Raw genomic sequence first — 22,482 nt, forward strand, 5'->3', positions numbered from 1 at the left:
GGGCCGGCGACCCTGACCCGGCCGGTCCCCGCGGCGGTGGAGCGTACGAGCGCCCCGGTGGGTTCCGTGGACGTGCACCGGACGCTGGCGGCGCTGTTCCGCGCCGCCGGCGCGCGGCACCGGTTCATCGCGCACCCGCCGGAGGGGCGGACGGACGTGGCGAGCGCGCTGCGCGGCCACCCCCTGGACCGGGCCGCCAAGTCGATCGTGCTGCGGGTGGCCCTCGGCAAGCGGAGCCGGCGCTACGTGCTCGCCGTCGTGCCGGGCGACCGCAGGGTGGACCTGGCCGCCGTCGCCGAGCTGATGGGCGGCACCGAGGCCTCGTTCGCGGTGCGGGAGGTGGCGGAGCGGTTGACAGGCTGCGTCAGCGGCTCCATCGTCCCCTTCGCGCTGGGCCCGGAGGCCGCCGGGCTGGAGGTCCTCGTGGACGAGGAGCTGACCGGGCGGCCGACGGTGTACTTCAACACCGGACGGCTCGACATGTCGGTGGAGCTGGCGGTGGCCGACTACCTGGAGCTGGCCCGCCCGGCGGTGGCCCGGATCGCGCGGTGAGCCGCCGTCACAGCCAGCCCCGCTCGGTGGCCCGGACGCCCGCCTCGAACCGGCTGCGGGCGTCCAGGCGGGTCATGATGTCGGACATCAGCCGCCGGACGCTGCGCACGGAGATGGCCAGTTGCTTGCCCGCGGCCTCGTCGGTCATGCCGGAGGCCAGCAGGCGCAGCAGTTCCCGTTCCTGGGGGCTGAGGCCGAGGTCGTCGGGGACCTCGGCGGTGCCGAGCGGGCGGGCCGCGTCCCAGATCTTCGCGAAGAGGGCGAGCAGGGCCACCACCACGCTCGGCTCGCGGACCACCAGCGCGCCCTTGCCCGAGTTGTCGGGGTCGAGGGGGAGGACGGCGGTGCGCCGGTCGACCAGGATGGTGCGCATCGGCAGGACCGGATGGGTGCGCACCTCGCCGCCACACGAATTGAGCCAGGCCGCGTAGCGGCGGGTCGCGGGATGGTTCCGGACGCTGTCGAGATAAACGGTGCGGATGTCGACTCCGCGCTTCGCGAGTTTCTCGTCGAGGGCTTTGCTGGCGGTCATGCTGTCGGCCGTGAGCGAGGCCTTGGGGATCAGCGCGAGGACTTCCGAAGAGGCCTCTTCGGAAATCTCCTCCAGATAGTTCCGCACCGAATCCATGCCGTGCAGGTACTCGATGCTGCCGCCGTTCCCGCCCTGGGTCCGGTCGAATTCGGCGAATTCCGCGACGAGGTCGGCCATGGCGGCGCGGCCTTCTTCGAGCCGCTGCTGGCGTTCCAGGATTTCCTTCTGCTGGGTGGAGATCAGACCGGCGAGGGCGACGCTGGGCTTGACCGGGACGATCGTTCCCGGCTCCTCCCAGGAGGGGCGGACCAGAGCGGATCCGGCGAGCTCGTCGAGGCCCTCCCGGACCTCCATTTCGGTCATGCCGAGTTCTCCGGCCAGGTCGGCGACACCCGACTGGTGGTTCCTGATCATGGCCCGGTACACCGCCTCGGCCCGTTCGCCGATGCCGAGGCAGGCGAGCGAGGAGTCCGAAGTCCCCTTGGCGCCCAGAGATCCAGTCATATCGCCCCGTCCTTGACCCGCCCGCGAGAATCACGAGGGATATCGCCGTGTATGCAACCCTGCTGAAACTGGAGGGTGACGTGCGGAACCTGCACGACGCGGTCCGGCGCATCCGGGAAATGACATCGAGGGTCGACGTCGGAGAGAATTTGCAGCACACCACCGCCTCCCCCGTGGTCGGCGGGTTCGACGTCGTGCTCTTCTTCAATTCGCCGGACCTGGACGAAGCGTTGCGGCAGACCCGTCACATCGTCGAGGCAATTCACGAGGAACTGCCCCCCTCCGAGGATCGCTGGAGATTGTACTCTTCGGTGGCTGAAATCCGTCCGCCGGCCGTGTGGTGAGGGTCACCCGGAGTCGGGGTTTACCCCTCGGAACGTCCCCCGTTCGGCCGTGTCGTGGGGACGGGTGGGGGTGGGTGGACGACAGTGGAGGAGGCACACCAGTGCGGGGGCGACATCACGCCGGAGGCGTACTGACATGGGACTCTTCGATTTCCTGAAGTCCGAGAAGAAGAAGGAACACGAGGCCGCCGAGAAGGCTGCTGAGCAGGTCGAGCAGCAGGGCCGGGCGGCGCCCGCCGCGCCGAACGCGCCCGTGGACATCGGCGGAAAGTACGTCGACGCCGCCGCGGCCACGAAGGCCGCCGCGGAGCGGATGGCGGCGACCGCCCCGCCGAAGCCGGCGCCGGTCCCCCCGAAGGCGGCGCCGGTCCCCCCGAAGCCCCAGGACAGGCCCGTGGCGGGGCGGGCGCCGGGGGCCGCGACGCCGACGCCCTCGTCGGCCGCGCACAAGGCCGTCCCGGTGCCGCCGACCCCGAGGCCGACGCCGACGCCGAAGCCGGCCGCGGCCGCCAAGAAGCGTACGTACACGGTCAGGTCCGGGGACTCGCTGTCGGCGATCGCCCGCCGCGAGCTGGGCAACGAGGGCCGCTGGCGGGAGCTGTACGCCATGAACCGGGGCGTCGTCGGATCCAACCCCGACCTGATCCGTCCGGGCATGGTGCTGACCCTGCCCCAGTAGGGGCCCCGAGCAGAGGCGGTGCCCCGGTAGAGACGGTGAGGGCCCGGATCCACACGATGCCGTGGATCCGGGCCCTCACCGTTTCGCGCCGCTCACCTCGAAGGGCTTCTACCGTCGGACGGACGTCAGAGCTTCTTGTCCTCGGCGGACTGCTCGCGCTCCTTCTCCGCCAGTTCGTCGTCGAAGCTCGCCGGCTGCGACTCGCGCGACGACGGCTCGGTCGCGGCCGGGGGCTCGACCAGCCAGTCCGGGTTCGACTGCTGGTCCCACCACTTCCACGCCGCGAAGGCGGCCCCCGCCAGGAGTCCGACCAGGGCCGCGCCCTTGAGCACGCGGCCCGCGCGGGCCCGCCGCTCGTGGCGGCGCACCAGTCGGTGCACCTCCTTCGCCGACACCTGGCCGCGCAGCGCCGCCAGGGCCGCCGTCGACCGGGACGCGGCCTCCTCGGCGACCGGGGTCGCCGCGGCGATGGCGCTCTCGATGCGCGGCTGCGTGTAGTCGGCGGCGTGCCGCGCGGCGGCGCAGGTCTTGCGGTAGGCCTGGGTCGCGGCGCGGTCCACGTTCGGCGGGACGTGCGTACGGGCCGCCCTCATCCGGGGATGGAGGTGGGCGTCGTAGGCCGTGCGGGCCTGCCGGGACGCCTCCTCGGCCATGTGCGAGATCTTGGGCGCCAGCAGCTCGTTCGCCTCGTGCGCGTAGTGCGTCGCGGCGTCCTTGGCGGTCTCCGCGTAGGGCGCCACCACTTCCGCCGCGTGCCTCACGGTGTCCCGGGCGCTCTCGGCGGCCAGGCGCACGCTGTCCTTGCGGGTCACAGGATCCTCCTCCTCGGTGGCGGACACAGTTCACCTTTCCACCCTTTGTCGGATCATGCCTGCCATAGCGCCGCCCGGCATGCGTGACAGGGCAGAAGAGTGGACGATTTCCGTGCGGTACCGCCCTGCGTGGGAGGATCTGGACCGACAGTGATGACTATGGAAGGCAGACCCGTGGCCGAGAAGCTCTACGCCACCCTGAAGACCAACCACGGCGACATCGAGATCGAGCTGCTGGAGAACTTCGCCCCGAAGACCGTCCGCAACTTCGTGGAGCTGGCCACCGGCGCCCGCGAGTGGACGCGTCCCACGGACGGCCAGAAGACCACGGCCCCGCTCTACGACGGCACCGTCTTCCACCGCGTCATCAGCGGCTTCATGATCCAGGGCGGCGACCCCCTCGGCAACGGCACCGGCGGCCCCGGCTACGCCTTCGCCGACGAGTTCCACCCCGACCTGGCCTTCACCAAGCCCTACCTGCTCGCCATGGCCAACGCCGGCCCGGGCACCAACGGCTCCCAGTTCTTCATCACCGTCGCCCCCACCGCCTGGCTGACCCGCAAGCACACGATCTTCGGCGAGGTCACCTCGCTCGCGAGCCGGACCGTCGTCAACGAGATCGCCTCCGCCTCGACCAACCCGCGCACCGAGCGGCCCCTGGAGGACGTGATCATCCAGTCGGTCTCCGTCGAGCGGCGCTGACGCGGGGAACCTTTGTGCCCCGCCCGTCCGTCCTGGTTACGTATCCGTCCTGGTTACGCACCGGACCGGCGGGGCGTGCGCCCCGCACCGCGCCGTCGAACGAGGGGACCGATGGACACCGACCGTCTGCCGGGCTGCTACCGCCACCCGGACCGCGACACGGGAATCCGCTGTACGCGCTGTGAGCGGCCGATCTGCCCGGAGTGCATGATCAGCGCCTCGGTGGGCTTCCAGTGCCCCGAGTGCGTCCGGGAGGGCTCGGGAACCGGGCACGCCGCGAGCGCCAACGCCCCGCGCACGCTCGCGGGCGGCCTCGTCTCGGCCGACCCTCAGCTCGTCACCAAGATCCTGATCGGGCTGAACGTCGCCGTGTTCCTCGCGGCGTACGCGATGCCGGGGCTGGCGGTGCAGCTGGAGCTGCTCGGCCGCTACGTCCAGTACTACGGGGCGCCCGTCGAGGGCGTGTCCACCGGCCAGTACCACCGGCTGCTGACCTCGGTGTTCCTGCACGTCGAGTGGTGGCACATCTTCGGCAACATGCTGGCCCTGTGGGTGATCGGCGGCCCGCTGGAGGCGGCCCTCGGCCGCGCCCGCTACCTGGCCCTCTACCTGCTGTCGGGCCTGGGCGGCAGCGCCCTCGTCTACCTGCTGACCGCGCCGAACACCCCGACGCTCGGCGCCTCGGGCGCCATCTGCGGGCTGCTGGGCGCCACCGTGGTCCTGGCCCGCCGGATGCGCTGGGAGATGCGGCCCGTCCTGGTCACGCTGGGGCTGATGCTGCTGGTGACCTTCGTGCCCTTCGGCGGCAGCTGGTCGGTGTCCTGGCAGGCCCACATCGGTGGTCTGGTGACGGGCGCCCTCATCGCACTGGGCTTCTTCGCGCAGACCGCCGGCAGGAAGCGCACACTGGTCCAGGTGGGTACCTGTGTGGTGGTGTTCCTGCTGGCGGCGGCGGTGATCCTGGTGCGGACGGCCGAACTCACCTGATCACACCGGCGTCAACTCTCCACAGAGTTATCCACAGATCTTCTGTCTTTTCCTCAGGTGTGGATGACGCTGTGGATAACTCCTGGGGAGAGCTTGCGCCGCTGCTGTGGAGGCACTACTTCCACTGTGTGGAGACGCCGAAGCCGGCCGCGATGAACCCGAAACCGACGACGATGTTCCAGTTGCCCAGCGCCTCGACGGGCAGCTGGGTGTCGGTCACGTAGAAGACGACGATCCACGCCAGACCGATGAGGAAGAAGGCGAGCATGACCGGGGCGACCCAGCTGCGGCTCGTCAGCCTGATCGACTGAGGCTGCTTCGCCGGCGGCGGCGTGTAGTCGTCCTTCTTGCGGATACGTGACTTCGGCACGAGGGGCTCTCCTGTCGATGCGCTGGGGGACCTTGCCTGCCCCGGGCGTCCGTTAGCGTAGTGGACCTGTGGCGTTGAAGGAGAAGGGTACGTTGAGCAATTCCGACGACTCCTCCGCGGGTCCCCGTCGCCGGGCCAGGCCGGTCCGGTTGCTGACGGCCGCCGTGTTCGCCCTCGCGGGCCTCATCTTCGTCACCAGCTTCAACACCTCCAAGGGTACGAACATCCGGACGGACGCCTCGCTCCTGAAGCTGTCCGACCTCATCCACGAGCGCAGCGCCGACAACGCCGAGCTGGAGAAGAGCGCCGCGGTCCTGCGCCGGCAGGTGGACGCCCTCGCCGACCGCGACGACCGCAGCACCAAGGCCGAGGACGCCCGTCTGGCCGCCCTGCGTACAGCCTCCGGCACCGAGGAACTCTCCGGCAAGGGCCTGACCGTCACCCTCAACGACGCCCCGCCGAACGCCACGGCCCGCGTCCCCGGCGTGCCCGAACCGCAGCCCAACGACCTGGTGATCCACCAGCAGGACCTCCAGGCCGTCGTGAACGCCCTGTGGCAGGGCGGAGCCCAGGGCATCGAGGTCATGGGCCAGCGGCTGATCTCCACCAGCGCCGTGCGCTGCGTGGGCAACACCCTGATCCTCCAGGGCCGCGTCTACTCGCCCCCCTACACGGTCTCGGCGGTCGGCGACCCGGGCGCGCTGCGCAAGGCCCTCGACGCCTCGCCCGCCCTCCAGAACTACCAGCTGTACGTCAACGCCTACGGACTCGGCTGGAAAGTCGACGAGCACAAGAGGCTGACACTCCCCGGCTACTCCGGCACAGTGGACCTCCACTATGCGAAGCCGCTGGAGCCCGCCGCGTCCTGACGTCGTACTGCGCCTGGTGGTGCGCACGCTCAGCGAGGTCTGCCTGACGGCGGGGACGCTCATCGTGCTGTTCGTGGCCTACGTGCTGCTGTGGACCGGCGTGAAGGCCGACCGGGCCATGGAGGACGAGCGGGACCGGCTGCGCGACCGCTGGGCCGCGGGGGCCCCCGCGGCGGCCCCCACCGCGGCCCCCGACACCGCGACCGCCCCGGCCCCCGCGCCCCCGCCCGCCGGCCGGCCCTTCGCCGAGATGTACGTCCCGCGCTTCGGGGCGGACTGGAGCAAACCCGTCCTGGAGGGCACCGACCCCGAACTCCTGAAGAAGGGCCTCGGCCACTACCCGGGCACCGCCGGCCCCGGGGGCAACGGGAACTTCGCCGTCGCCGGCCACCGGCGCACGTACGGGGACCCCTTCAAGGACATCCCCCGGCTGCGTCCCGGGGACACCGTGATCGTCCGCGACGCCACCGACTGGTACACGTACACCGTCCGGGCCGAGCCGCTGCGCACCCTGCCCACCGAGGTCGGGGTGGTCGACCCGGTACCCCGCCGGTCCCCCTTCACCACCCCCGGCAAGTACCTGACGCTGACCACCTGCGATCCCGAATGGGGCCACAGCCACCGCCTGGTCGTCTGGGCCGAACTGACCGGAACCCGACCCGCCGAACCGGGCCGGACGGAGGGATTGCCCAGGTGACCCACCCCGCGAGGCCGCTGCCTTTAGGCTGTTGCGGTACCGCCCCCCGCGGTGCGAGGAACGATCGTGGACGAAGAGGGAAACGGACGCAATGTACGGCTGGATCTGGCGGCACCTGCCGGGAAACGCGTGGGTACGCGCGCTGATCTCTCTCGTACTGGTCCTGGCGGTGGTGTTCGTGCTGTTCCAGTACGTCTTCCCGTGGGCCGAGCCGCTCCTCCCCTTCAACGACGTGACGGTGGACGAGGGATCGGGAGCCACTCCGTGAGCGCGCGCATTCTGGTTGTCGACAACTACGACAGCTTTGTCTTCAATCTGGTCCAGTACCTCTACCAGCTCGGCGCCGAATGCGAGGTGCTGCGCAACGACGAGGTCGAACTCGCCCACGCCCAGGACGGCTTCGACGGCGTCCTGCTCTCGCCGGGACCCGGCACGCCGGAGGAGGCGGGCGTCTGCGTCGACATGGTCCGCCACTGCGCGAAGACGGGAGTCCCCGTCTTCGGGGTCTGCCTCGGCATGCAGTCGATGGCGGTGGCCTACGGCGGCGTCGTGGACCGGGCCCCCGAGCTGCTCCACGGCAAGACCTCGCCGGTGGTCCACGAGGGCCTCGGGGTCTTCGCCGGCCTGCCCTCGCCCTTCACCGCCACCCGCTACCACTCCCTCGCGGCCGAACCCGGGAGCCTGCCGGACGCGCTGGAGGTCACCGCGCGGACCGAGGACGGGATCATCATGGGCCTGCGCCACCGGGAGCACGACGTCGAGGGCGTGCAGTTCCACCCCGAGTCGGTGCTCACCGAATGGGGCCACCGGATGCTCGCGAACTGGCTCGTGCGCTGCGGTGACGCGGGGGCCGTCGAGCGGTCGGTGGGACTGGCCCCGGTGGTGGGCAAGGCCGTCGCGTGACGACGGTCGCGCCGTCCGCGCCCACCGAGGGGCGGGCCGCGCGGCGCAAGGCGGCGCAGGCCGCCGCGAAGCGCTCCCACGCGCGGACGCGCAGGCGCGGCGGCCGGGGCCGTCGGCGCGGCCGTCCGCGCTCCGGCGGCCCGGTGGTGGTGCTGAGCCGGGCGCTCGGGGAGCTGTTCATCACCGTCGGCCTGGTGATGCTGCTGTTCGTCACCTACCAGCTCTGGTACACCAACCTGCTCGCCGAGCGGACCGCGGACGGGGCGGCGGGCTCCCTCAGGCAGACCTGGGAACGGAGCCCGGACGCGGCCGCCGCACCGCCGGTCGCCGCCTTCGAGCCGGGACAGGGCTTCGCGATCCTCCACATCCCCAAGCTGGACGTGAAGGTGCCCGTCGCCGAGGGCATCAGCAAGCCCAAGGTGCTCGACCGGGGGATGGTCGGCCACTACGGCGAGGGCGCGCTCAAGACCGCCATGCCGGCCGACAAGCAGGGCAACTTCGCGGTGGCCGGACACCGCAACACCCACGGGGAGCCGTTCCGGTACATCAACCGGCTGGTGCCCGGAGACCCGATCGTCGTCGAGACCCGGGACGCCTTCTACACGTACGAGATGACCTCGGTGCTGCCGCAGACCTCCCCGGCGAACGTCGCGGTGATCAAGCCGGTGCCGGAGGGTTCCGGATTCACCGGGCCCGGCCGCTACATCACGCTCACGACCTGCACTCCCGAGTTCACGAGCACCTACCGGATGATCGTATGGGGCAGGATGATCGAGGAACGCCCCCGCAGTCAGGGCGCTCCGCCCGCGTTGAACAGCCCGTAAGGACGAATCCGCAGTGTCCCGTGCCCGCCGCCGCTCCGCACCGCCGCCCGCCGATCGCAGCGTGATCGCCGGCTTCCTGAGCCTGCTGGGGGAGCTGCTGATCACGGTGGGCCTGGTCCTCGGCCTGTTCGTGGCCTACTCCCTGTGGTGGACGAACGTCCTCGCCGACCGGCAGGCCTCCGCGCGGGGCGACGAGGTCCGCCAGCGATGGCTGAGCCCCTCCCCCGCCGCGAGCGCCCCCGCCCAGCCCGGCGCGCTCGACACCAAGGACGGCATCGGGTTCCTCCACGTACCGGCGATGAAGAACGGCGAGGTGCTGGTCAAGCGGGGCACCGCGCCGGACGTCCTCAACGACGGCGTGGCCGGGTACTACACGGAGCCGGTGAAGTCGGCCCTCCCCTCGGACGCCCAGGGCAACTTCGCCCTGGCCGCGCACCGCGACGGGCACGGCGCGAAGTTCCACAACATCGACAAGGTGAAGAACGGCGACGCGATCGTCTTCGAGACCCGCGACACCTGGTACGTCTACAAGGTCTTCGCGGAGCTGCGCCAGACCTCGAAGTACAACGTGGACGTCATCAACCCCGTCCCGAAGGAGTCGGGCAAGACCGCTCCGGGGCGCTACATCACCCTGACGACCTGCACGCCGGTCTACACCTCGAAGTTCCGCTACATCGTGTGGGGCGAGCTGGTGCGCACGGAGAAGGTGGACGACAAGCGCACCCCGCCGGCGGAGCTGCGCTGAGGCGGACCCCGGAGCCTCCCGGGGATCCTCGGAGCCCCCGCGGAGCACCGGAAGCCCCCGCGGATCCCCCCGAGCCCCCAGCGGCTCCCCGCGGCCCCTCAGGCCCCACGGAACAGGCCCGGCCCCCTCTCGGGGACCGGGCCTGTTTCACGTGAAACGTGACGACGCCGTGGGGCGGGCGGGCCGCCGGATCAGCGGCGACCGCCGGTGAGGCCGCCGAACCAGCCGCCCCCGTCGTTGCCGCCACCCTGCTGGCCGCCCTGCTGACCACCCTGCTGGCCACCGGAGCCCGGCTGCGTGGTGACGTTGACGACCGTGCCCGCCGCCAGCGGGGTGCCGACCCCGGGGTCGGAGGCGACGACGACGGCGCTGTCGTCGGTCGGGCCCGACAGGACCGCGCCGAAGTTCAGGTTGACCCGCTTGAGGTCGTCCTTGGCCTGGGCGACGGTCCGGCCGGCCAGCAGCGGAACCGCCGTCGGCGCGGCCGAGGCCTTGGCGATGTTGACGTTGACCGCCGTGTCCTTGGCGAGCTCCGTGCCCGCCGGGTACTGCTGGGACACGATCGTCTTCGGCGCCGCCCCGGGCTGGTCCACCTCGGTGGTGCTGCCCAGCTTCAGCTTGGCTTCCTGGAGGAGCTTGACGGCCTGTTCCTTGGTCTTGCCGCTGAGCTCCGGCACGACGCCCTTGGCGGGCTCCTTGGCCACGCTGACGACGACGGTCGAGCCCTGCTCGGCCTCGGTGCCGCTGCGCGGGTTCTGGTCGATGACCGTGCCCGGGGTCGCGTCGGCGGACTCGACGAGCTTCTTCTCGACCTGGAACTTCTTGTTCTTGAGCTCGGCCTCGGCGGAGTCGAACTTCAGCCGCATCACGTCGGGCACCGCCGCCTTGGGAGCGCCCGTGGAGACCTTGACCTCGATCGTGGAGTTCTCGTCGACCTTGGTGTCCGGTTCGGGGGTCTGCGAGCAGATCCGCCCCTTGGGCTGGTCCGCGCAGGGCTCGTCCGCGACCTTCGTCACCTTCAGGTTGACCCTCTTGCCGGTCTCCTGCGCCGCCTCCAGCGTCTGTCCGACGAGTCTGGGCGCGTTCGGCCGGTTGTCGGGGGTCTTGTCGAAGAGGGTGCGACCGATCAGGATCGCGCCGACCAGTACGAGGACGCCGGCGAGGACCAGCAGCACCGTCGAGGCGCGGCTCTTCTTCTGCCGGCCCCGCCCGTGGCCCTGGTCGTAGCCCCCGCCGTGGCCCTGGTCCCCGTAGCCGTAACCGCCGTCGCCGCCGGGCGGCATCGGCGGGAGCATCGAGGTCTGGCCGGCGTCGGGGGACCGCAGGGCGGTGGTGGGCTGGTCGTAGCCCTGGTGTCCGTAGCCGCCCTGGTCGGGGTAGCCGTAGCCGGCGGCGCCCATGGAGGCGGCGGCCGCGACCGGCTGGCCCTCCAGGCAGGCCTCGATGTCGGCCCGCATCTCGTCCGCGGACTGGTAGCGGTAGTCGGGGTCCTTGACCAGCGCCTTGAGGACGATGGCGTCCATCGTCGGCGTGATCTCGGGGTCGAAGTTCGACGGCGGCTGGGGCTCCTCGCGGACGTGCTGGTACGCGACGGCCACCGGGGAGTCCCCGACGAACGGCGGGCGCACGCAGAGCAGCTCGTACAGCAGGCAGCCCGCGGAGTAGAGGTCGGAGCGCGCGTCGACCTGCTCGCCCTTGGCCTGCTCCGGGGAGAGGTACTGGGCGGTGCCGATGACGGCCGCCGTCTGGGTCATCGTCATGCCGGAGTCGCCCATGGCGCGGGCGATGCCGAAGTCCATGACCTTGACCTGGCCGGTCCGGGTGAGCATCACGTTGGCGGGCTTGATGTCACGGTGGACGATGCCGGCGCGGTGCGAGTACTCCAGGGCCTGGAGGATGCCGATGCACATCTCCAGGGTGCGCTCGGGCAGCAGCTTGCGGCCCGAGTGCAGCAGCTCACGCAGGGTCGAGCCGTCGACGTACTCCATCACGATGTACGGGATGGAGATGTTGTCGACGTAGTCCTCGCCGGTGTCGTACACCGCGACGATCGCCGGGTGGTTGAGCGACGCGGCCGACTGGGCCTCGCGGCGGAACCGGGCCTGGAAGGACGGGTCGCGGGCGAGGTCGGCCCGCAGGGTCTTGACGGCTACGGTACGGCCGAGCCGGGTGTCGTGACCGAGGTACACCTCGGCCATGCCACCACGGCCGAGCACGTGGCTCAGCTCGTACCGGCCGCCGAGGCGACGCGGCTCTTCCATAACGTTGCAGCCCTCTCCGTCAGTCCCGACCGCACCCGTGTGTGGTCCGGCGGTGTGCTGTTCGCGCAAAGGCTACCGGCCGATCGACGGTGATCGGTTCGTGACCACAGGCTGATATCGGACCGGTACCGAGCGCTCGGTTCCCGCCTCGGCTTCTCACTTCTTGCTCTTCAGAACGGCTTCCATGACGGACTTCGCGACGGGCGCCGCGAGGCCGCCGCCGCTGATGTCCTCACGGTCCGCGCCGCTGTCCTCGATGACGACGGCCACGGCGACCGGGCTGGTTCCGTCCGGGGTCTCCGCGTAGGAGATGAACCAGGCGTAGGGGCGCTTGGCGTTCTTCTCGCCGTGCTGGGCGGTGCCCGTCTTGCCGCCGACGACGAAGTCCTTGATCTTGGCGTTGCCGCCGGTGCCCTTCTCGACGACGTTGACCATCATCTGCTGGAGCTTCTGGGCGTTCGCGGCGGAGAGCGGGCGGCTCATCTCCTGCGGCTCGTGCTTCTCGATCACGTCGAGGTTCGGCGCGGTCAGCTCGTCGACCATGTACGGCTTCATCAGCTTGCCGTCGTTGGCGATGGCCGCGGAGACCATGGCCATCTGGAGCGGGGTGGCGGCGGTGTTGAACTGGCCGATGGAGCTCTGCGCGTTGCCGTCCCGGCTCATCGTCTTGTCGTAGACGCTGGCGAAGGCGCGCACCGGGGTGTCGACGGTGTTGTTGAAGCCGAACTTCTCGGCGGTCTGCACCATCTTGTCGCGGGTGACCTTGTCGCCGAGGCTCGCGAAGACGGAGTTGCAGGAGACCTGGAGGGCGAAGTTGAGGGTGGCCTTCTCGCAGCCGCTCGCGTGGTTGACCATCGGCGTGCGGGTGCCCGGCAGGATGTACGGCTCGGGGGTGTCGGTCGGCGCGTTGATGTCGCTGACGACGCCGTTCTCCAGCGCCGCGGCGGCGGTGACCACCTTGAAGGTGGAGCCGGGCGGGTAGGTCTCGCGCAGGGCGCGGTTGACCAGGTTCTTGTCCGGGCTGGCGTTCAGGTCGGCCCAGGCCTTGCCGTCGGCGTCGGAGAAGCCGGCGAAGCTGGAGGGGTCGTAGGACGGGGTGCTCGCCAGGGCCAGGATCGCGCCGGTGCGCGGGTCGATGGCGGCGACGGCGCCCTTGCGGTTGCCGAGACCGGTGAAGGCCGCCTTCTGGGCGGCGGCGTTCAGGGTGGTGATGACGTTGCCGCCCTGCTTCTTCTCCCCGGTGAACATGCCGATGGTGCGGTCGAAGAACAGCCGGTCGTCGTTGCCGGTGAGGATGCCGTCGTCGATGTTCTCCAGCTGGGTGGAGCCGAAGACCTGCGAGGCGTAGCCGGTGACGGGCGCCCACAGGGGCCCGTCGGTGTAGGTCCGCTTGAACTTGAAGTCGCTGCCGTCGGTCTCGGCGGAGCCGGTGATGGGCTGGCCCTCGACGATGATGTTGCCGCGCTCGGTGGCGTACTGGGCGATCAGGACCCGGCGGTTCTCCTTGCGGGTGCTCAGTTCCTCGGCCTGGACGTACTGGAGCCAGTTCGTGCGGACCAGCAGGGCGAGGACGAGCAGCCCGCAGAACAGCGAGATGCGGCGCAGGGGCTTGTTCATGACGGGCGGACCACCTGGGTCATCTCGGAGTCGGGGGACGGGGCGGGGGCCGGGGCAGGTCGGCGTGCGGTGTCGCTGATCCGGATGAGGATGGCGATGAGGACCCAGTTCGCGAGGACGGAGGAACCGCCGGAGGCGAGGAAGGGCATGGTCATGCCGGTGAGGGGGATGAGGCCCATGACTCCGCCGGCGACCACGAAGATCTGCAGGGCGAAGGCGCCGGAGAGCCCGATGGCGAACAGCTTGCCGAAGGGGTCGCGCGCGGCGAGGGCGGTGCGGACGCCGCGCTCGATGATCAGGCCGTAGAGGAGCAGGAAGGCCATGACGCCGGTGAGGCCGAGTTCCTCGCCGACGGTGGAGAAGATGAAGTCGGAGTTGGCGGCGAAGCCGATGAGGTCGGAGTTGCCCTGGCCCCAACCGGTGCCGAGGACGCCGCCGGAGCCGAAGCTCATGATCGACTGGCCGACCTGCTCGCAGGCGCCGGACTTCGTGTAGCAGCCGAAGGGGTCGAGCCAGGCGTTCACGCGGGCCTGGACGTGGCTGGCGAAGGAGGCGACGACCACGGCGCCGCCGACCGACATGAGCAGGCCGATGACGATCCAGCTGGTCCGCTCGGTGGCCACGTACAGCATGATCACGAACATGCCGAAGAACAGCAGCGAGGTGCCGAGGTCGTTCTCGAAGACGAGGACGAGCAGGCTCATCGCCCAGATCATCAGGATCGGGCCGAGGTCGCGGCCGCGCGGCAGGTAGAGGCCCATGAAGCGGCGGCTGGCCAGGGCCAGGGCATCGCGCTTGACCATGAGGTAGCCCGCGAAGAAGACCGCGATGACGATCTTGGCGAACTCGCCGGGCTGGATGGAGAACCCGCCGACGCTGATCCAGATCTTCGCGCCGAACACGTCCGCGCCCAGACCCGGGATCACGGGGAGGATCAGCAGGACCAGGGCCCCGGCCATGGAGATGTACGTGAACCGCTGGAGCACGCGGTGGTCCTTGAGGACCAGCAGCACCACGGCGAACAGCGCGATGGCCAGCGCCGTGTACAGCATCTGGCGCGGCGCGGACTCCGAGAAGGCGCCGAAGCTGCGCTTGGCGAGCTTCTGCAACCGCTCGGACTGGTCCAGGCGCCAGATCAGGACCAGGCCCAGGCCGTTGAGCAGGGTGGCGATCGGCAGCAGCAGCGGGTCGGCGTACTTGGCGTAGCGGCGCACGACGAAGTGGGCGATGCCGGCGAGCACGCCGAGGCCGAGTCCGTAGGTGAGCATGCCGGGGGGCAGCTCGCCGTGGATCGACAGGCCCACGTTGGCGTAGGCGAAGATCGGGATGACCACGGCGAAGGCGAGCAGCAGGAGCTCGGTGTTCCGCCGGCTCGGCGCCTCGATGGCGCCGATGGTGGTCGTGTTGGTGACTACGCTCATGATGTGGCGGGCCCCCTGCGCCCGCTTCTCTCTACTGCTTTTCGCACTGGCCGACGACGGCTTGTTCCGCCGGAGTCAGGACGGGGCCGGGCGTCTGGTTGTTCTGCGCTTCGGCGGCGCGGCGGGCCTCGTCCTGCCGACAGGCGGAGACCTGGGTGCCGAGCTCCTCGAGCTTCTTGAGGGCGCCGTCGAGGCTGCTTTCGCTGATGTTGGCCTCGACCTGCTTCCGCTTGAAGGACGGCAGGTACTTCAGTTCGATTTCGGGGTGATCCGCCTCGACCTCGGACAGATGGATCCAGGCCAGGTTCTGACTGATGCCGCGGTACAGCGCGACGTGGTCACCCTTGACCCCGAGGTAGTACTGGGTCTGCGTCCAGCGGTGCGCCGCGTAGAGCCCGCCGCCGACGACACCGGCGACGAGCAGCAGGATCAGGGTGCGCGTGGTCCACTTGCGCCCTTTGCCGCGGCGCTTGCGCGGGTGGTCGTACGTGTCGTCGTACTCCGCGTCGGGCTCGTAGCCGCTCTCGGCCTCGCCGAAGGAGCCGTACGTGCCGGGGGTCCCGGGCTGGTCGGGGTAGCCGTAGCCGGGGTTCTCGCCGCTTCCGGGGGGCCCGAAGGAGCCCGCGGGCGGCGGGGCCTGGCGGCCGAGCCCGGAGGCGCGGCCGGCCGGGGTCTGCATGGCGTTGCCGCCGTCGAACAGCTGGTGCTGGTTCTCGGCGACCGCGCCGACGACCACCGGGGTGTCGCTGACCTGCGCGGCGAGGGTGTCGCCGCTGTCGGTGTCGAGGACGTCCGCGACGATGCAGGTGATGTTGTCGGGACCGCCCCCGCGCAGCGCGAGCTGGATGAGCGACTGCACCGTGGCGCTGGGGCCGTGGTAGTCGGCGAGGGTCTCCTCCAGGGTCTGGTGGGAGACGACGCCGGACAGTCCGTCGGAGCAGATCAGGTAGCGGTCGCCGGCACGGACCTCGCGGATGGACAGGTCGGGCTCGACGATGTCCCCGCTGCCCAGCGCGCGCATCAGCAGGGAGCGCTGCGGGTGGGTGGTGGCTTCCTCTTCGGTGATGCGGCCCTCGTCGACGAGGCGCTGTACCCAGGTGTGGTCCTGGGTGATCTGCGTGAGGACGCCGTCGCGCAGGAGGTAGGCGCGCGAGTCGCCGACGTGCACGAGGCCGAGGCGCTGACCGGTCCACAGCAGGGCGGTCAGGGTCGTGCCCATGCCTTCGAGCTGGGGGTCCTCCTCGACCATGACGCGCAGCTGGTCGTTGGCGCGCTGCACGGCCGTGGCGAGCGAGGTGAGGATGTCGGAGCCCGGGACGTCGTCGTCGAGCTGCACCAGGGTGGAGATCACCTCGGAGCTGGCGACCTCGCCCGCGGCCTGGCCGCCCATGCCGTCGGCGATGGCGAGGAGGCGCGGGCCGGCGTAGCCGGAGTCCTCGTTCCCCTCGCGGATCATGCCCTTGTGAGATCCGGCGGCGAATCGCAGGGACAGACTCATGCGCACCTCGCCGGTCGGCTCCGGGTACAACCGGTCTCGAGCCACACTGCCCACCCTCCGGTCGGGAGCGCGCGGGTGTCCGTGTCCTCGGTGGGACGGATCGCCGCCGCGCGCTCGCTCCGCTCGCTCATTCTCGTACTACTTCCGCAGCTCGATGACGGTCTTGCCGATGCGGATCGGGGCGCCCGGCGGAATGGGCGTCGGAGTGGTCAGCCGGGTCCGGTCGAGATACGTGCCGTTGGTGGACCCGAGATCCTCGACGATCCACTGGCCGTCACGGTCGGGGTAGATCCTGGCATGCCGGCTGGAGGCGTAGTCGTCGTCCAGCACGATCGTGGAGTCGTGGGCCCGGCCCAGCGTGATCGTCTGGCCGGCGAGGGCCACGGTCGTGCCGGTGAGGGTGCCCTCGGACACGACGAGCTTGGTCGGCGCACCGCGGCGCTGGCGCTGCTGGGGCGGAGCGGCCTGGCGGCCGCTCTGCTGCGGAGCTCCGGTCGCGCCGCCGCGGCGCGAGCCGCGTTGTGTGACGCGCGTACCGAAGAGGTCGCTGCGGATGACCTGAACGGCCACGATGACGAACAGCCACAGAACGGCCAGGAAACCCAACCGCATGACCGTCAGGGTCAGCTCTGACATTGCCCCCGCTTCACCCTTCGGCTTGCCGGTAAATGATGGTGGTGCTGCCCACGACGATCCGCGAGCCGTCGCGGAGCGTAGCGCGCGTGGTGTGTTGTCCGTCCACCACGATGCCGTTGGTGGACCCGAGATCCTGGATCGTCGGGGGTGTTCCGGTCCGGATCTCACAGTGCCGGCGCGAGACGCCGGGGTCGTCGATCCGCACGTCGGCCTCGGTGCTCCGGCCGAGTACGAGGGTGGGGCGCGAGATCTGGTGGCGGGTGCCGTTGATCTCGATCCAGCGGCGCGTGGTGCCCGAGCCGCCGGGGGCCGCGGGCGCGCCGGCGCCGGGCGCACCCGGGGGCGGGCCCTGCGGCATGGGCGGGGCGCCGACGGGCGGGTACCCGTAGCCCCCCTGCTGTTGCTGCCGGCCCTGGGAGGACGCCGGCTGCTCCTGGGAGGTGCTGGAGGCCAGGGTGCGACTGCGGACCCGGTAGAGACCGGTGTCGAGGTCGTCGGCCTTCTCCAGGTGGACCTTGATGGGGCCCATGAAGCTGTAGCGCTGCTGCTTGGCGTAGTCGCGGACGAGGCCCGCGAGCTCGTCGCCGAGCTGGCCGGAGTAGGGACTCAGCCGCTCGTAGTCGCCGGTGCTGAGCTCCACGATGAAGTCGTTGGGGACGACCGTCCGCTCGCGGTTCCAGATGGTGGCGTTGTTGTCGCACTCCCGCTGGAGGGCTCCGGCGATCTCCACCGGCTGGACCTCGGACTTGAACACCTTGGCGAAGGTGCCGTTCACCAGACCTTCGAGTCGCTGCTCGAACCGCTTCAGAACTCCCATGGGGCACCTCCTCCGTCGTTGTCGCCCTGTACTGCTTACTGATCGTATCCACGCGTGGCGGATTCGGCTGGTTCCCCTTCGGTCCCGTGCACAGGAGTGTTGGTGCTCACAAGGGATCGTAGGGGTGCTCCGGACACAGTGTCCCGCACGCGGAGCGGAGCGCGGGAGGGACAGTCGGGACCCGGTCCGCGAGGGGCCCGAAAGGGATTTCAATCCACCCCGTCTGACGTGCTACTGTTTCGACGTCGCCAGGGGAACGGCCCGAAAGGGAAGATCCACTGGAGAGCTGCTCGGGCGAGTGGCGGAACGGCAGACGCGCTGGCTTCAGGTGCCAGTGTCCTTCGGGACGTGGGGGTTCAAATCCCCCCTCGCCCACATCGAGGAAGCCCCGATCCGGGAACGGATCGGGGCTTCCTGGTTTTCCGGGGGCGTTCGGGATCGGCGACGGGCCCCGGGCGGGTCCCGTCCGGCATCGCGTGCGGTGTCCGGTCCGGTGTCCCGTGCGGTGTCCCGTCCGGTCTCCCTCCCGGGCGACTTTCGTCGCGAGGGACGCGACGAAAGAGAGCGGACGGGTGCGCCCGGGGATGTCTAGGGTCGGTCGGGTGGATGCCAAGTCGAGGTTGCGCGCGGGCTGGGAGTGGCTGAAGGGGCCCGAGGAATGGTCCCGGGGCGCCCTGGTCGGGGACCTGACGATCGCGGCCGTACTGGCCCTGCTGGGGCTGGGCGTCGACGAACTGAGCGACTCCTCCGGCGTGAAGATGGCCCTCGGGGCCGTGTCCGTGGTGACGCTCGTCCTGCTGCGGCGCCGGCTGCCGGCGGCCACGTTGGTGCTGGGCGGGGCGGCGAGCGCCTTCCTGCCCGGTGTGTTCCTCGTGACGATCGTCCTCGGCTGGTCGGCGGGCCGCCGGATCGTCGGGGTCGGCCGGGCGCTGGGCGCCTTCGTGCTGGCCTTCGTCGCCGAGGTCGGCCTGATGCTGTTCGACCAGTGGTCGCAGATGCGGCCCCTGCTGGTCGTCGTCTTCTCCACGCTGATGTTCCTCGCGGCCACCGCCATGCCCGGCCTGGCGGCCCGCTACTGGTCGCAGCGCCGGACCCTGCTGAGCGCGATGACCGAGCGCAACGAGCAACTGCTGCGCGAGCGGAACATGGTGGCGGGTCAGGCCCGACTGCGGGAGCGGCAACGGATCGCGCAGGACATGCACGACAGCCTCGGCCACCGCCTCGCGCTGATCTCGGTGCACACCGGGGCGCTGGAGGTGGACCCGCAGCTGACCGAGCGGCAGCGGGAGGTGGTCGGGGTGCTGCGGCAGGCCTCGGTGGAGGCCATGCACGAACTGCGCGAGGTCGTCGGGATCCTGCGCGACGGCGTGGAGGCGCCGCCGGTGCCCGTGGAGGAGGCGCACCAGGCCGCGCGGGGCGTGGCCGGGATCGCGGGCATCGTGGAGGCGTCGCGGACGGCGGGGACCGACGTACGGCTCACCACGACGGGCCGGCCCCGGCCGCTGGTCGCCGCCTGCGACCACGCGGCGTTCCGGATCGCGCAGGAGGGGCTGACGAACGCCTACAAGCACGCGCCGGGCTCGGCGATCACCGTGGAACTGCGCTACGAGGACGACGCGCTGGTCGTCGAGATCGCCAACGGCCCGGCGGCCGGCCCCGGAGCGGGCGAGGTGGTCTCGGGCGGGCAGGGACTGACGGGGCTGCGGGAGCGGGCCCGGCTGGTCGGCGGCATGGTGCACGCGGGGGCCGTCGAGGGCGGTGGCTTCCGGGTGGCCGGCGTCCTGCCGTACGGGACGGAGCCGGCCGGCGCGGCCGAGCAGCCGGTCGACGACTTCGGGCAGCGGCCCCAGGCCCGCGCGACGGTGCCCACGGACTGGGCGGCGGTCGACCGCGAGCTGTCCGCCCCCCTGCGCAGCCGCCCCGGGGGCGTGGCGATGGGGTGCGGGATCGCCGTCGCCGCGCTGGTGCTGCTGATCATCGTGATGGGGGCCGGGATCGCCTTGATCGTCGGCTCGGCGAGCGACTCCATGATCAGTCGGGAGACGTTCGACGAGGTCCACGTGGGCCAGTCGGAACGAGCGGTCCGCGAGCGGCTGCCGGACGGCGAGAGCATGCTGACCACGGGTCTGGACCGCAAGGGTCCGCCGCGTCCCGAGGGGGCGGACTGTCTGGCGCTGCTGTCGACCGAGAGCACCGACGAGTTGACCACCGACGCCGTTTTCCGGTTCTGCTTCAAGGACGGCAAGCTCGTCGAGAAGCAGGCATACGAGGTCAAGCAGTAGGAGCGCGGGTGACAGCCAAGGTGATCAGAGTCGTGATCGCTGACGACGAGCCGCTGATCCGGGCCGGGATCAGGATGATCCTGACCTCGGCTCCGGACATCGAGGTCGTCGCGGAGGGGGCCGACGGCCGGGAGGCGGTGGAGCTGGTGCGCTCGCACGCCCCGGACGTGGTCCTGCTGGACATCCAGATGCCGGTCATGGACGGGCTGACGGCCCTGGGCGAGCTGGGTCGCGTGGCGCCGGGGGCGCGGGCGCTGATCCTGACCACCTTCGGGGAGCGGGAGAACGTGCTGCGGGCGCTGAGCGAGGGCGGCGCGGGCTTCCTGCTGAAGGACTCGGCGCCCGGCGAGTTGATCGGCGCGGTCCGGGCGGCCGCGGCCGGCGACGCCTACCTGTCGCCCGCGGCGACCCGGCACGTGGTGGACCAGCTGGCGACCGGTCGGGCCGTCGGGCGCGGCGAGCAGGCCCGGCGCCGGGTGGCGGCCCTGAGCGAGCGGGAGCGGGGCGTGCTGGCCCTGCTCGGCGAGGGCCTGTCCAACGCGGACGCGGGCCGCCGGCTGCACATGAGCGAGGCGACGGTGAAGACGTACGTCAGCCGGATCCTCGCGAAGCTGGAGTGCGAGAACCGGGTCCAGGCGGCCCTGCTGGCCAGGGACGCCGGGCTCTAGGTACGGTCGGCCGGAGTTGACCGGCCGCGGCGGCCGGTCGGGGCACGACACGTGCGGGGGCGGCGCAGATGGTGACGGTACCGAGGCAGGGCGCGGACGAGACGGCCGACCGGCCGGCGGGCACGGCCCGGCGGGTCCTCGCGGACGCGGTCGCGGGTGTGGTGGCGGCGGCCGTGGAGCGGGCCTCCTCGACGGGCGAGGGCTCCGACGGGTCCCCGGACGCGCGGGGCCGCGACACGGCCGCGGACGTCGCGGGGATCCTCGCGGACCTCGACGGGGTGCGGATACCGGGCGTCGAGGGCTTCGCGCCCCGGGCGGTGCCCGGCTCGGCCAAGGAGGCCGGCAAGGCCCTGCGGATGCGCGTGCCGCGCGCCGCGCACGCCTGGTTCGAGGCCCCCGCCGGACGCCCCGACGCGGTGCGCGCGGTGGAGGACTCCAACGTCGGCCGGGTCGACGGGCTGACCCCGATCCGGGTCGGCCGGATGGCGGCGAACCCCTTCGCGTTCCTGCGCGGGGCGGCCGGCCTGATGGCGCACGACCTGTCGGGTGGCCCGGTGACCGGGGTGGGCGCCCAGATCTGCGGCGACGCCCACGCCGCCAACTTCGGCCTGTACGGGGACGCGCGCGGCCGTCTCGTCATCGACCTCAACGACTTCGACGAGACCGTGTTCGGTCCGTGGGAGTGGGACCTGAAGCGGCTGGCGACCTCGCTGGTGCTGGCCGGCCGGGTGGCGGGCGCCGACGAGGACACCTGTCGGGCCGCCGCCCGGGACGCCGCCGGCGCCTACCGGCGGACGATGCGACTGCTGGCCAGGCTGCCCGCGCTGGACGCGTGGAACGCCATCGCCGACGAGGAGCTGGTCTCCCACACCGACGCCCGGGACCTGCTGGGCACCCTGGAACGGGTGTCCGCGAAGGCCCGCAACAACACCTCCGCCCGGTTCGCGGCGAAGTCGACGGAGGCGGGCGAGGACGGCGGGCGCCGCTTCGTGGACGCCCTGCCGGTGTTGCGCCGGGTCGGGGACGGGGAGGCGGCGGCCGTGGCGGCCTCGCTGGGCCCGTACCTGAAGACCCTGCCGGGGGACCGGCTGCCGCTGCTGGCCCGGTACGCCATCCACGACGTGGCCTTCCGGGTGGTCGGCACCGGAAGCGTCGGCACCCGCTCGTACGTGGTGCTGCTGCTGGACCACCGGGGCGAGCCGCTGGTCCTCCAGGTGAAGGAGGCACGGCCTTCCGTCCTGCTGCCCCACCTGCCCGGTCTGGGCTTCCACGCGCCCGTCGAGGAGCACGAGGGCCGTCGGGTGGTGGCCGGGCAGAAGCGGATGCAGGTGGTCTCCGACATCCTGCTGGGCTGGACCACGGTCGAGGGCAGGCCCTTCCAGGTGCGCCAGTTCCGCAACCGCAAGGGCAGCGTCGATCCGGCGGCGCTCGCCGTCGAGCAGATCGACGACTACGGCCGCATGACGGGCGCCCTGCTGGCGCGGGCGCACGCGCACAGCGCCGACCCGCGGCTGCTGGCCGGGTACTGCGGGAAGAACGAGGAGCTGGACGAGGCCGTCGCGACGTTCGCCGTGGCCTACGCCGACCGGAGCGAGGCCGACCACGCGGACCTGGTGGCGGCGATCCGCAGCGGCCGGATCGCGGCGGAGGAGGGCGTCTGAGCCGCCGCGGCGGGGGCACGGCGGCCGGTTCGCGGCCGCCGTGCTCGTGGGGGGTCGTGAGGGGCGTGGCGGGTCGTGGGGGTCTGTGCGGAGGTGCCCGA

The 22,482-nt window shown here is 71.4% G+C and carries 22 protein-coding genes, 1 tRNA gene and 1 pseudogene; 15 read left to right on the forward strand and 9 right to left on the reverse strand.

Translation table 11 applies throughout. The features are described from left to right. Positions 1-57: 57 nt before the first annotated feature. Positions 58-552, forward strand: coding sequence for a YbaK/EbsC family protein (locus AB0D01_RS04770; protein ID WP_363053565.1), 495 nt, complete (start codon positions 58-60; stop codon positions 550-552). Between the two features lie 7 nt (positions 553-559). On the opposite strand, the gene AB0D01_RS04775 is transcribed toward AB0D01_RS04770, so the two are convergent. Then, positions 560-1,588, reverse strand: a complete 1,029-nt coding sequence (locus tag AB0D01_RS04775) for a LuxR C-terminal-related transcriptional regulator (RefSeq protein ID WP_363053566.1) — start codon at positions 1,586-1,588, stop codon at positions 560-562. 47 nt (positions 1,589-1,635) lie between these two features. Between AB0D01_RS04775 and AB0D01_RS04780 the strand changes: the two genes are divergently transcribed. After that, the gene (locus AB0D01_RS04780; protein WP_363053567.1) at positions 1,636-1,932 is read left to right on the forward strand and encodes a hypothetical protein; all 297 of its coding nucleotides are present in this window, start codon (positions 1,636-1,638) and stop codon (positions 1,930-1,932) included. A gap of 136 nt (positions 1,933-2,068) precedes the next feature. Next, a complete protein-coding gene (locus tag AB0D01_RS04785) occupies positions 2,069-2,611 on the forward strand; it encodes a LysM domain-containing protein (RefSeq protein ID WP_363053568.1) in 543 nt (180 codons plus the stop codon). A gap of 125 nt (positions 2,612-2,736) precedes the next feature. On the opposite strand, the gene AB0D01_RS04790 is transcribed toward AB0D01_RS04785, so the two are convergent. After that, a complete protein-coding gene (locus AB0D01_RS04790) occupies positions 2,737-3,450 on the reverse strand; it encodes a DUF5324 family protein (protein ID WP_363053569.1) in 714 nt (237 codons plus the stop codon). A 147-nt stretch (positions 3,451-3,597) separates the two neighbouring features. Here AB0D01_RS04790 and AB0D01_RS04795 point away from each other — a divergent pair, with 147 nt between their 5' ends. Together AB0D01_RS04795 and AB0D01_RS04800 are read left to right on the forward strand one after the other, a co-directional pair. Further along, complete coding sequence (locus AB0D01_RS04795; RefSeq protein WP_363053736.1) at positions 3,598-4,125, forward strand: peptidylprolyl isomerase; 528 nt, start codon at positions 3,598-3,600, stop codon at positions 4,123-4,125. Between the two features lie 111 nt (positions 4,126-4,236). Then, the gene (locus AB0D01_RS04800; RefSeq protein WP_363053570.1) at positions 4,237-5,112 is read left to right on the forward strand and encodes a rhomboid family intramembrane serine protease; all 876 of its coding nucleotides are present in this window, start codon (positions 4,237-4,239) and stop codon (positions 5,110-5,112) included. 115 nt (positions 5,113-5,227) lie between these two features. Here the strand turns inward: AB0D01_RS04800 and crgA are convergent, their stop codons facing one another. Continuing rightward, positions 5,228-5,482: a cell division protein CrgA gene (crgA, locus tag AB0D01_RS04805; protein WP_363053571.1), complete on the reverse strand. Its 255-nt coding sequence runs from the start codon at positions 5,480-5,482 to the stop codon at positions 5,228-5,230. A gap of 92 nt (positions 5,483-5,574) precedes the next feature. Here crgA and AB0D01_RS04810 point away from each other — a divergent pair, with 92 nt between their 5' ends. The 6 genes and pseudogenes from AB0D01_RS04810 (at position 5,575) to AB0D01_RS04835 (ending at position 9,520) form a co-directional block, all read left to right on the forward strand. After that, positions 5,575-6,351 carry a DUF881 domain-containing protein gene (locus AB0D01_RS04810; protein ID WP_363053572.1) on the forward strand — a complete coding sequence of 259 codons (777 nt, stop codon included), beginning with the start codon at positions 5,575-5,577 and terminating at the stop codon, positions 6,349-6,351. Further along, positions 6,320-7,048 (forward strand): class E sortase, encoded by a 729-nt coding sequence (locus AB0D01_RS04815; protein WP_363053573.1) that lies wholly within the window; start codon positions 6,320-6,322, stop codon positions 7,046-7,048. Before AB0D01_RS04810 ends, AB0D01_RS04815 begins: the two co-directional genes overlap by 32 nt. A gap of 91 nt (positions 7,049-7,139) precedes the next feature. Then, the gene (locus tag AB0D01_RS04820; RefSeq protein WP_030011120.1) at positions 7,140-7,316 is read left to right on the forward strand and encodes a hypothetical protein; all 177 of its coding nucleotides are present in this window, start codon (positions 7,140-7,142) and stop codon (positions 7,314-7,316) included. Then, positions 7,313-7,951, forward strand: coding sequence for an aminodeoxychorismate/anthranilate synthase component II (locus AB0D01_RS04825; RefSeq protein ID WP_363053574.1), 639 nt, complete (start codon positions 7,313-7,315; stop codon positions 7,949-7,951). Before AB0D01_RS04820 ends, AB0D01_RS04825 begins: the two co-directional genes overlap by 4 nt. Positions 7,952-8,091: 140 nt before the next feature. Further along, positions 8,092-8,775: pseudogene (locus tag AB0D01_RS04830) on the forward strand (class E sortase); the annotation flags it as partial. A gap of 13 nt (positions 8,776-8,788) precedes the next feature. Next, the gene (locus AB0D01_RS04835) at positions 8,789-9,520 is read left to right on the forward strand and encodes a class E sortase (RefSeq protein WP_363053575.1); all 732 of its coding nucleotides are present in this window, start codon (positions 8,789-8,791) and stop codon (positions 9,518-9,520) included. A gap of 191 nt (positions 9,521-9,711) precedes the next feature. Here the strand turns inward: AB0D01_RS04835 and pknB are convergent, their stop codons facing one another. The 6 genes from pknB to AB0D01_RS04865 all read right to left on the reverse strand — a co-directional run bounded on the left by pknB (position 9,712) and on the right by AB0D01_RS04865 (position 17,770). After that, positions 9,712-11,781, reverse strand: coding sequence for a Stk1 family PASTA domain-containing Ser/Thr kinase (gene pknB, locus AB0D01_RS04840; RefSeq protein WP_363053576.1), 2,070 nt, complete (start codon positions 11,779-11,781; stop codon positions 9,712-9,714). 156 nt (positions 11,782-11,937) lie between these two features. Beyond that, positions 11,938-13,398, reverse strand: a complete 1,461-nt coding sequence (locus AB0D01_RS04845) for a penicillin-binding protein 2 (protein WP_363053577.1) — start codon at positions 13,396-13,398, stop codon at positions 11,938-11,940. Continuing rightward, on the reverse strand, positions 13,395-14,819 hold the full coding sequence (locus AB0D01_RS04850) for an FtsW/RodA/SpoVE family cell cycle protein (protein WP_363053578.1): 1,425 nt from the start codon (positions 14,817-14,819) through the stop codon (positions 13,395-13,397). The genes AB0D01_RS04845 and AB0D01_RS04850 overlap by 4 nt, the downstream gene beginning before the upstream one ends. Positions 14,820-14,850: 31 nt before the next feature. Continuing rightward, positions 14,851-16,362 carry a PP2C family serine/threonine-protein phosphatase gene (locus AB0D01_RS04855; RefSeq protein ID WP_363053579.1) on the reverse strand — a complete coding sequence of 504 codons (1,512 nt, stop codon included), beginning with the start codon at positions 16,360-16,362 and terminating at the stop codon, positions 14,851-14,853. A 93-nt stretch (positions 16,363-16,455) separates the two neighbouring features. After that, entirely contained in the window at positions 16,456-16,953 is a 498-nt protein-coding gene (locus AB0D01_RS04860) for an FHA domain-containing protein (RefSeq protein ID WP_249766829.1), read from the reverse strand. Between the two features lie 10 nt (positions 16,954-16,963). Further along, positions 16,964-17,770, reverse strand: coding sequence for a DUF3662 and FHA domain-containing protein (locus AB0D01_RS04865; RefSeq protein ID WP_363053580.1), 807 nt, complete (start codon positions 17,768-17,770; stop codon positions 16,964-16,966). Between the two features lie 292 nt (positions 17,771-18,062). Here AB0D01_RS04865 and AB0D01_RS04870 point away from each other — a divergent pair. From AB0D01_RS04870 to AB0D01_RS04885, 4 genes are all read left to right on the forward strand, one after another. Further along, positions 18,063-18,145, forward strand: a tRNA-Leu gene (locus AB0D01_RS04870). A gap of 227 nt (positions 18,146-18,372) precedes the next feature. After that, positions 18,373-20,052 carry a sensor histidine kinase gene (locus tag AB0D01_RS04875; RefSeq protein WP_363053581.1) on the forward strand — a complete coding sequence of 560 codons (1,680 nt, stop codon included), beginning with the start codon at positions 18,373-18,375 and terminating at the stop codon, positions 20,050-20,052. Between the two features lie 20 nt (positions 20,053-20,072). Continuing rightward, positions 20,073-20,720 carry a response regulator transcription factor gene (locus tag AB0D01_RS04880; protein WP_363053737.1) on the forward strand — a complete coding sequence of 216 codons (648 nt, stop codon included), beginning with the start codon at positions 20,073-20,075 and terminating at the stop codon, positions 20,718-20,720. A gap of 68 nt (positions 20,721-20,788) precedes the next feature. After that, positions 20,789-22,381 (forward strand): DUF2252 domain-containing protein, encoded by a 1,593-nt coding sequence (locus AB0D01_RS04885; protein ID WP_363053582.1) that lies wholly within the window; start codon positions 20,789-20,791, stop codon positions 22,379-22,381. Positions 22,382-22,482 lie beyond the last annotated feature (101 nt).

The sequence above is a fragment of the Streptomyces sp. NPDC048606 genome, assembly GCF_040650855.1.
GTDB lineage: Bacteria > Actinomycetota > Actinomycetes > Streptomycetales > Streptomycetaceae > Streptomyces.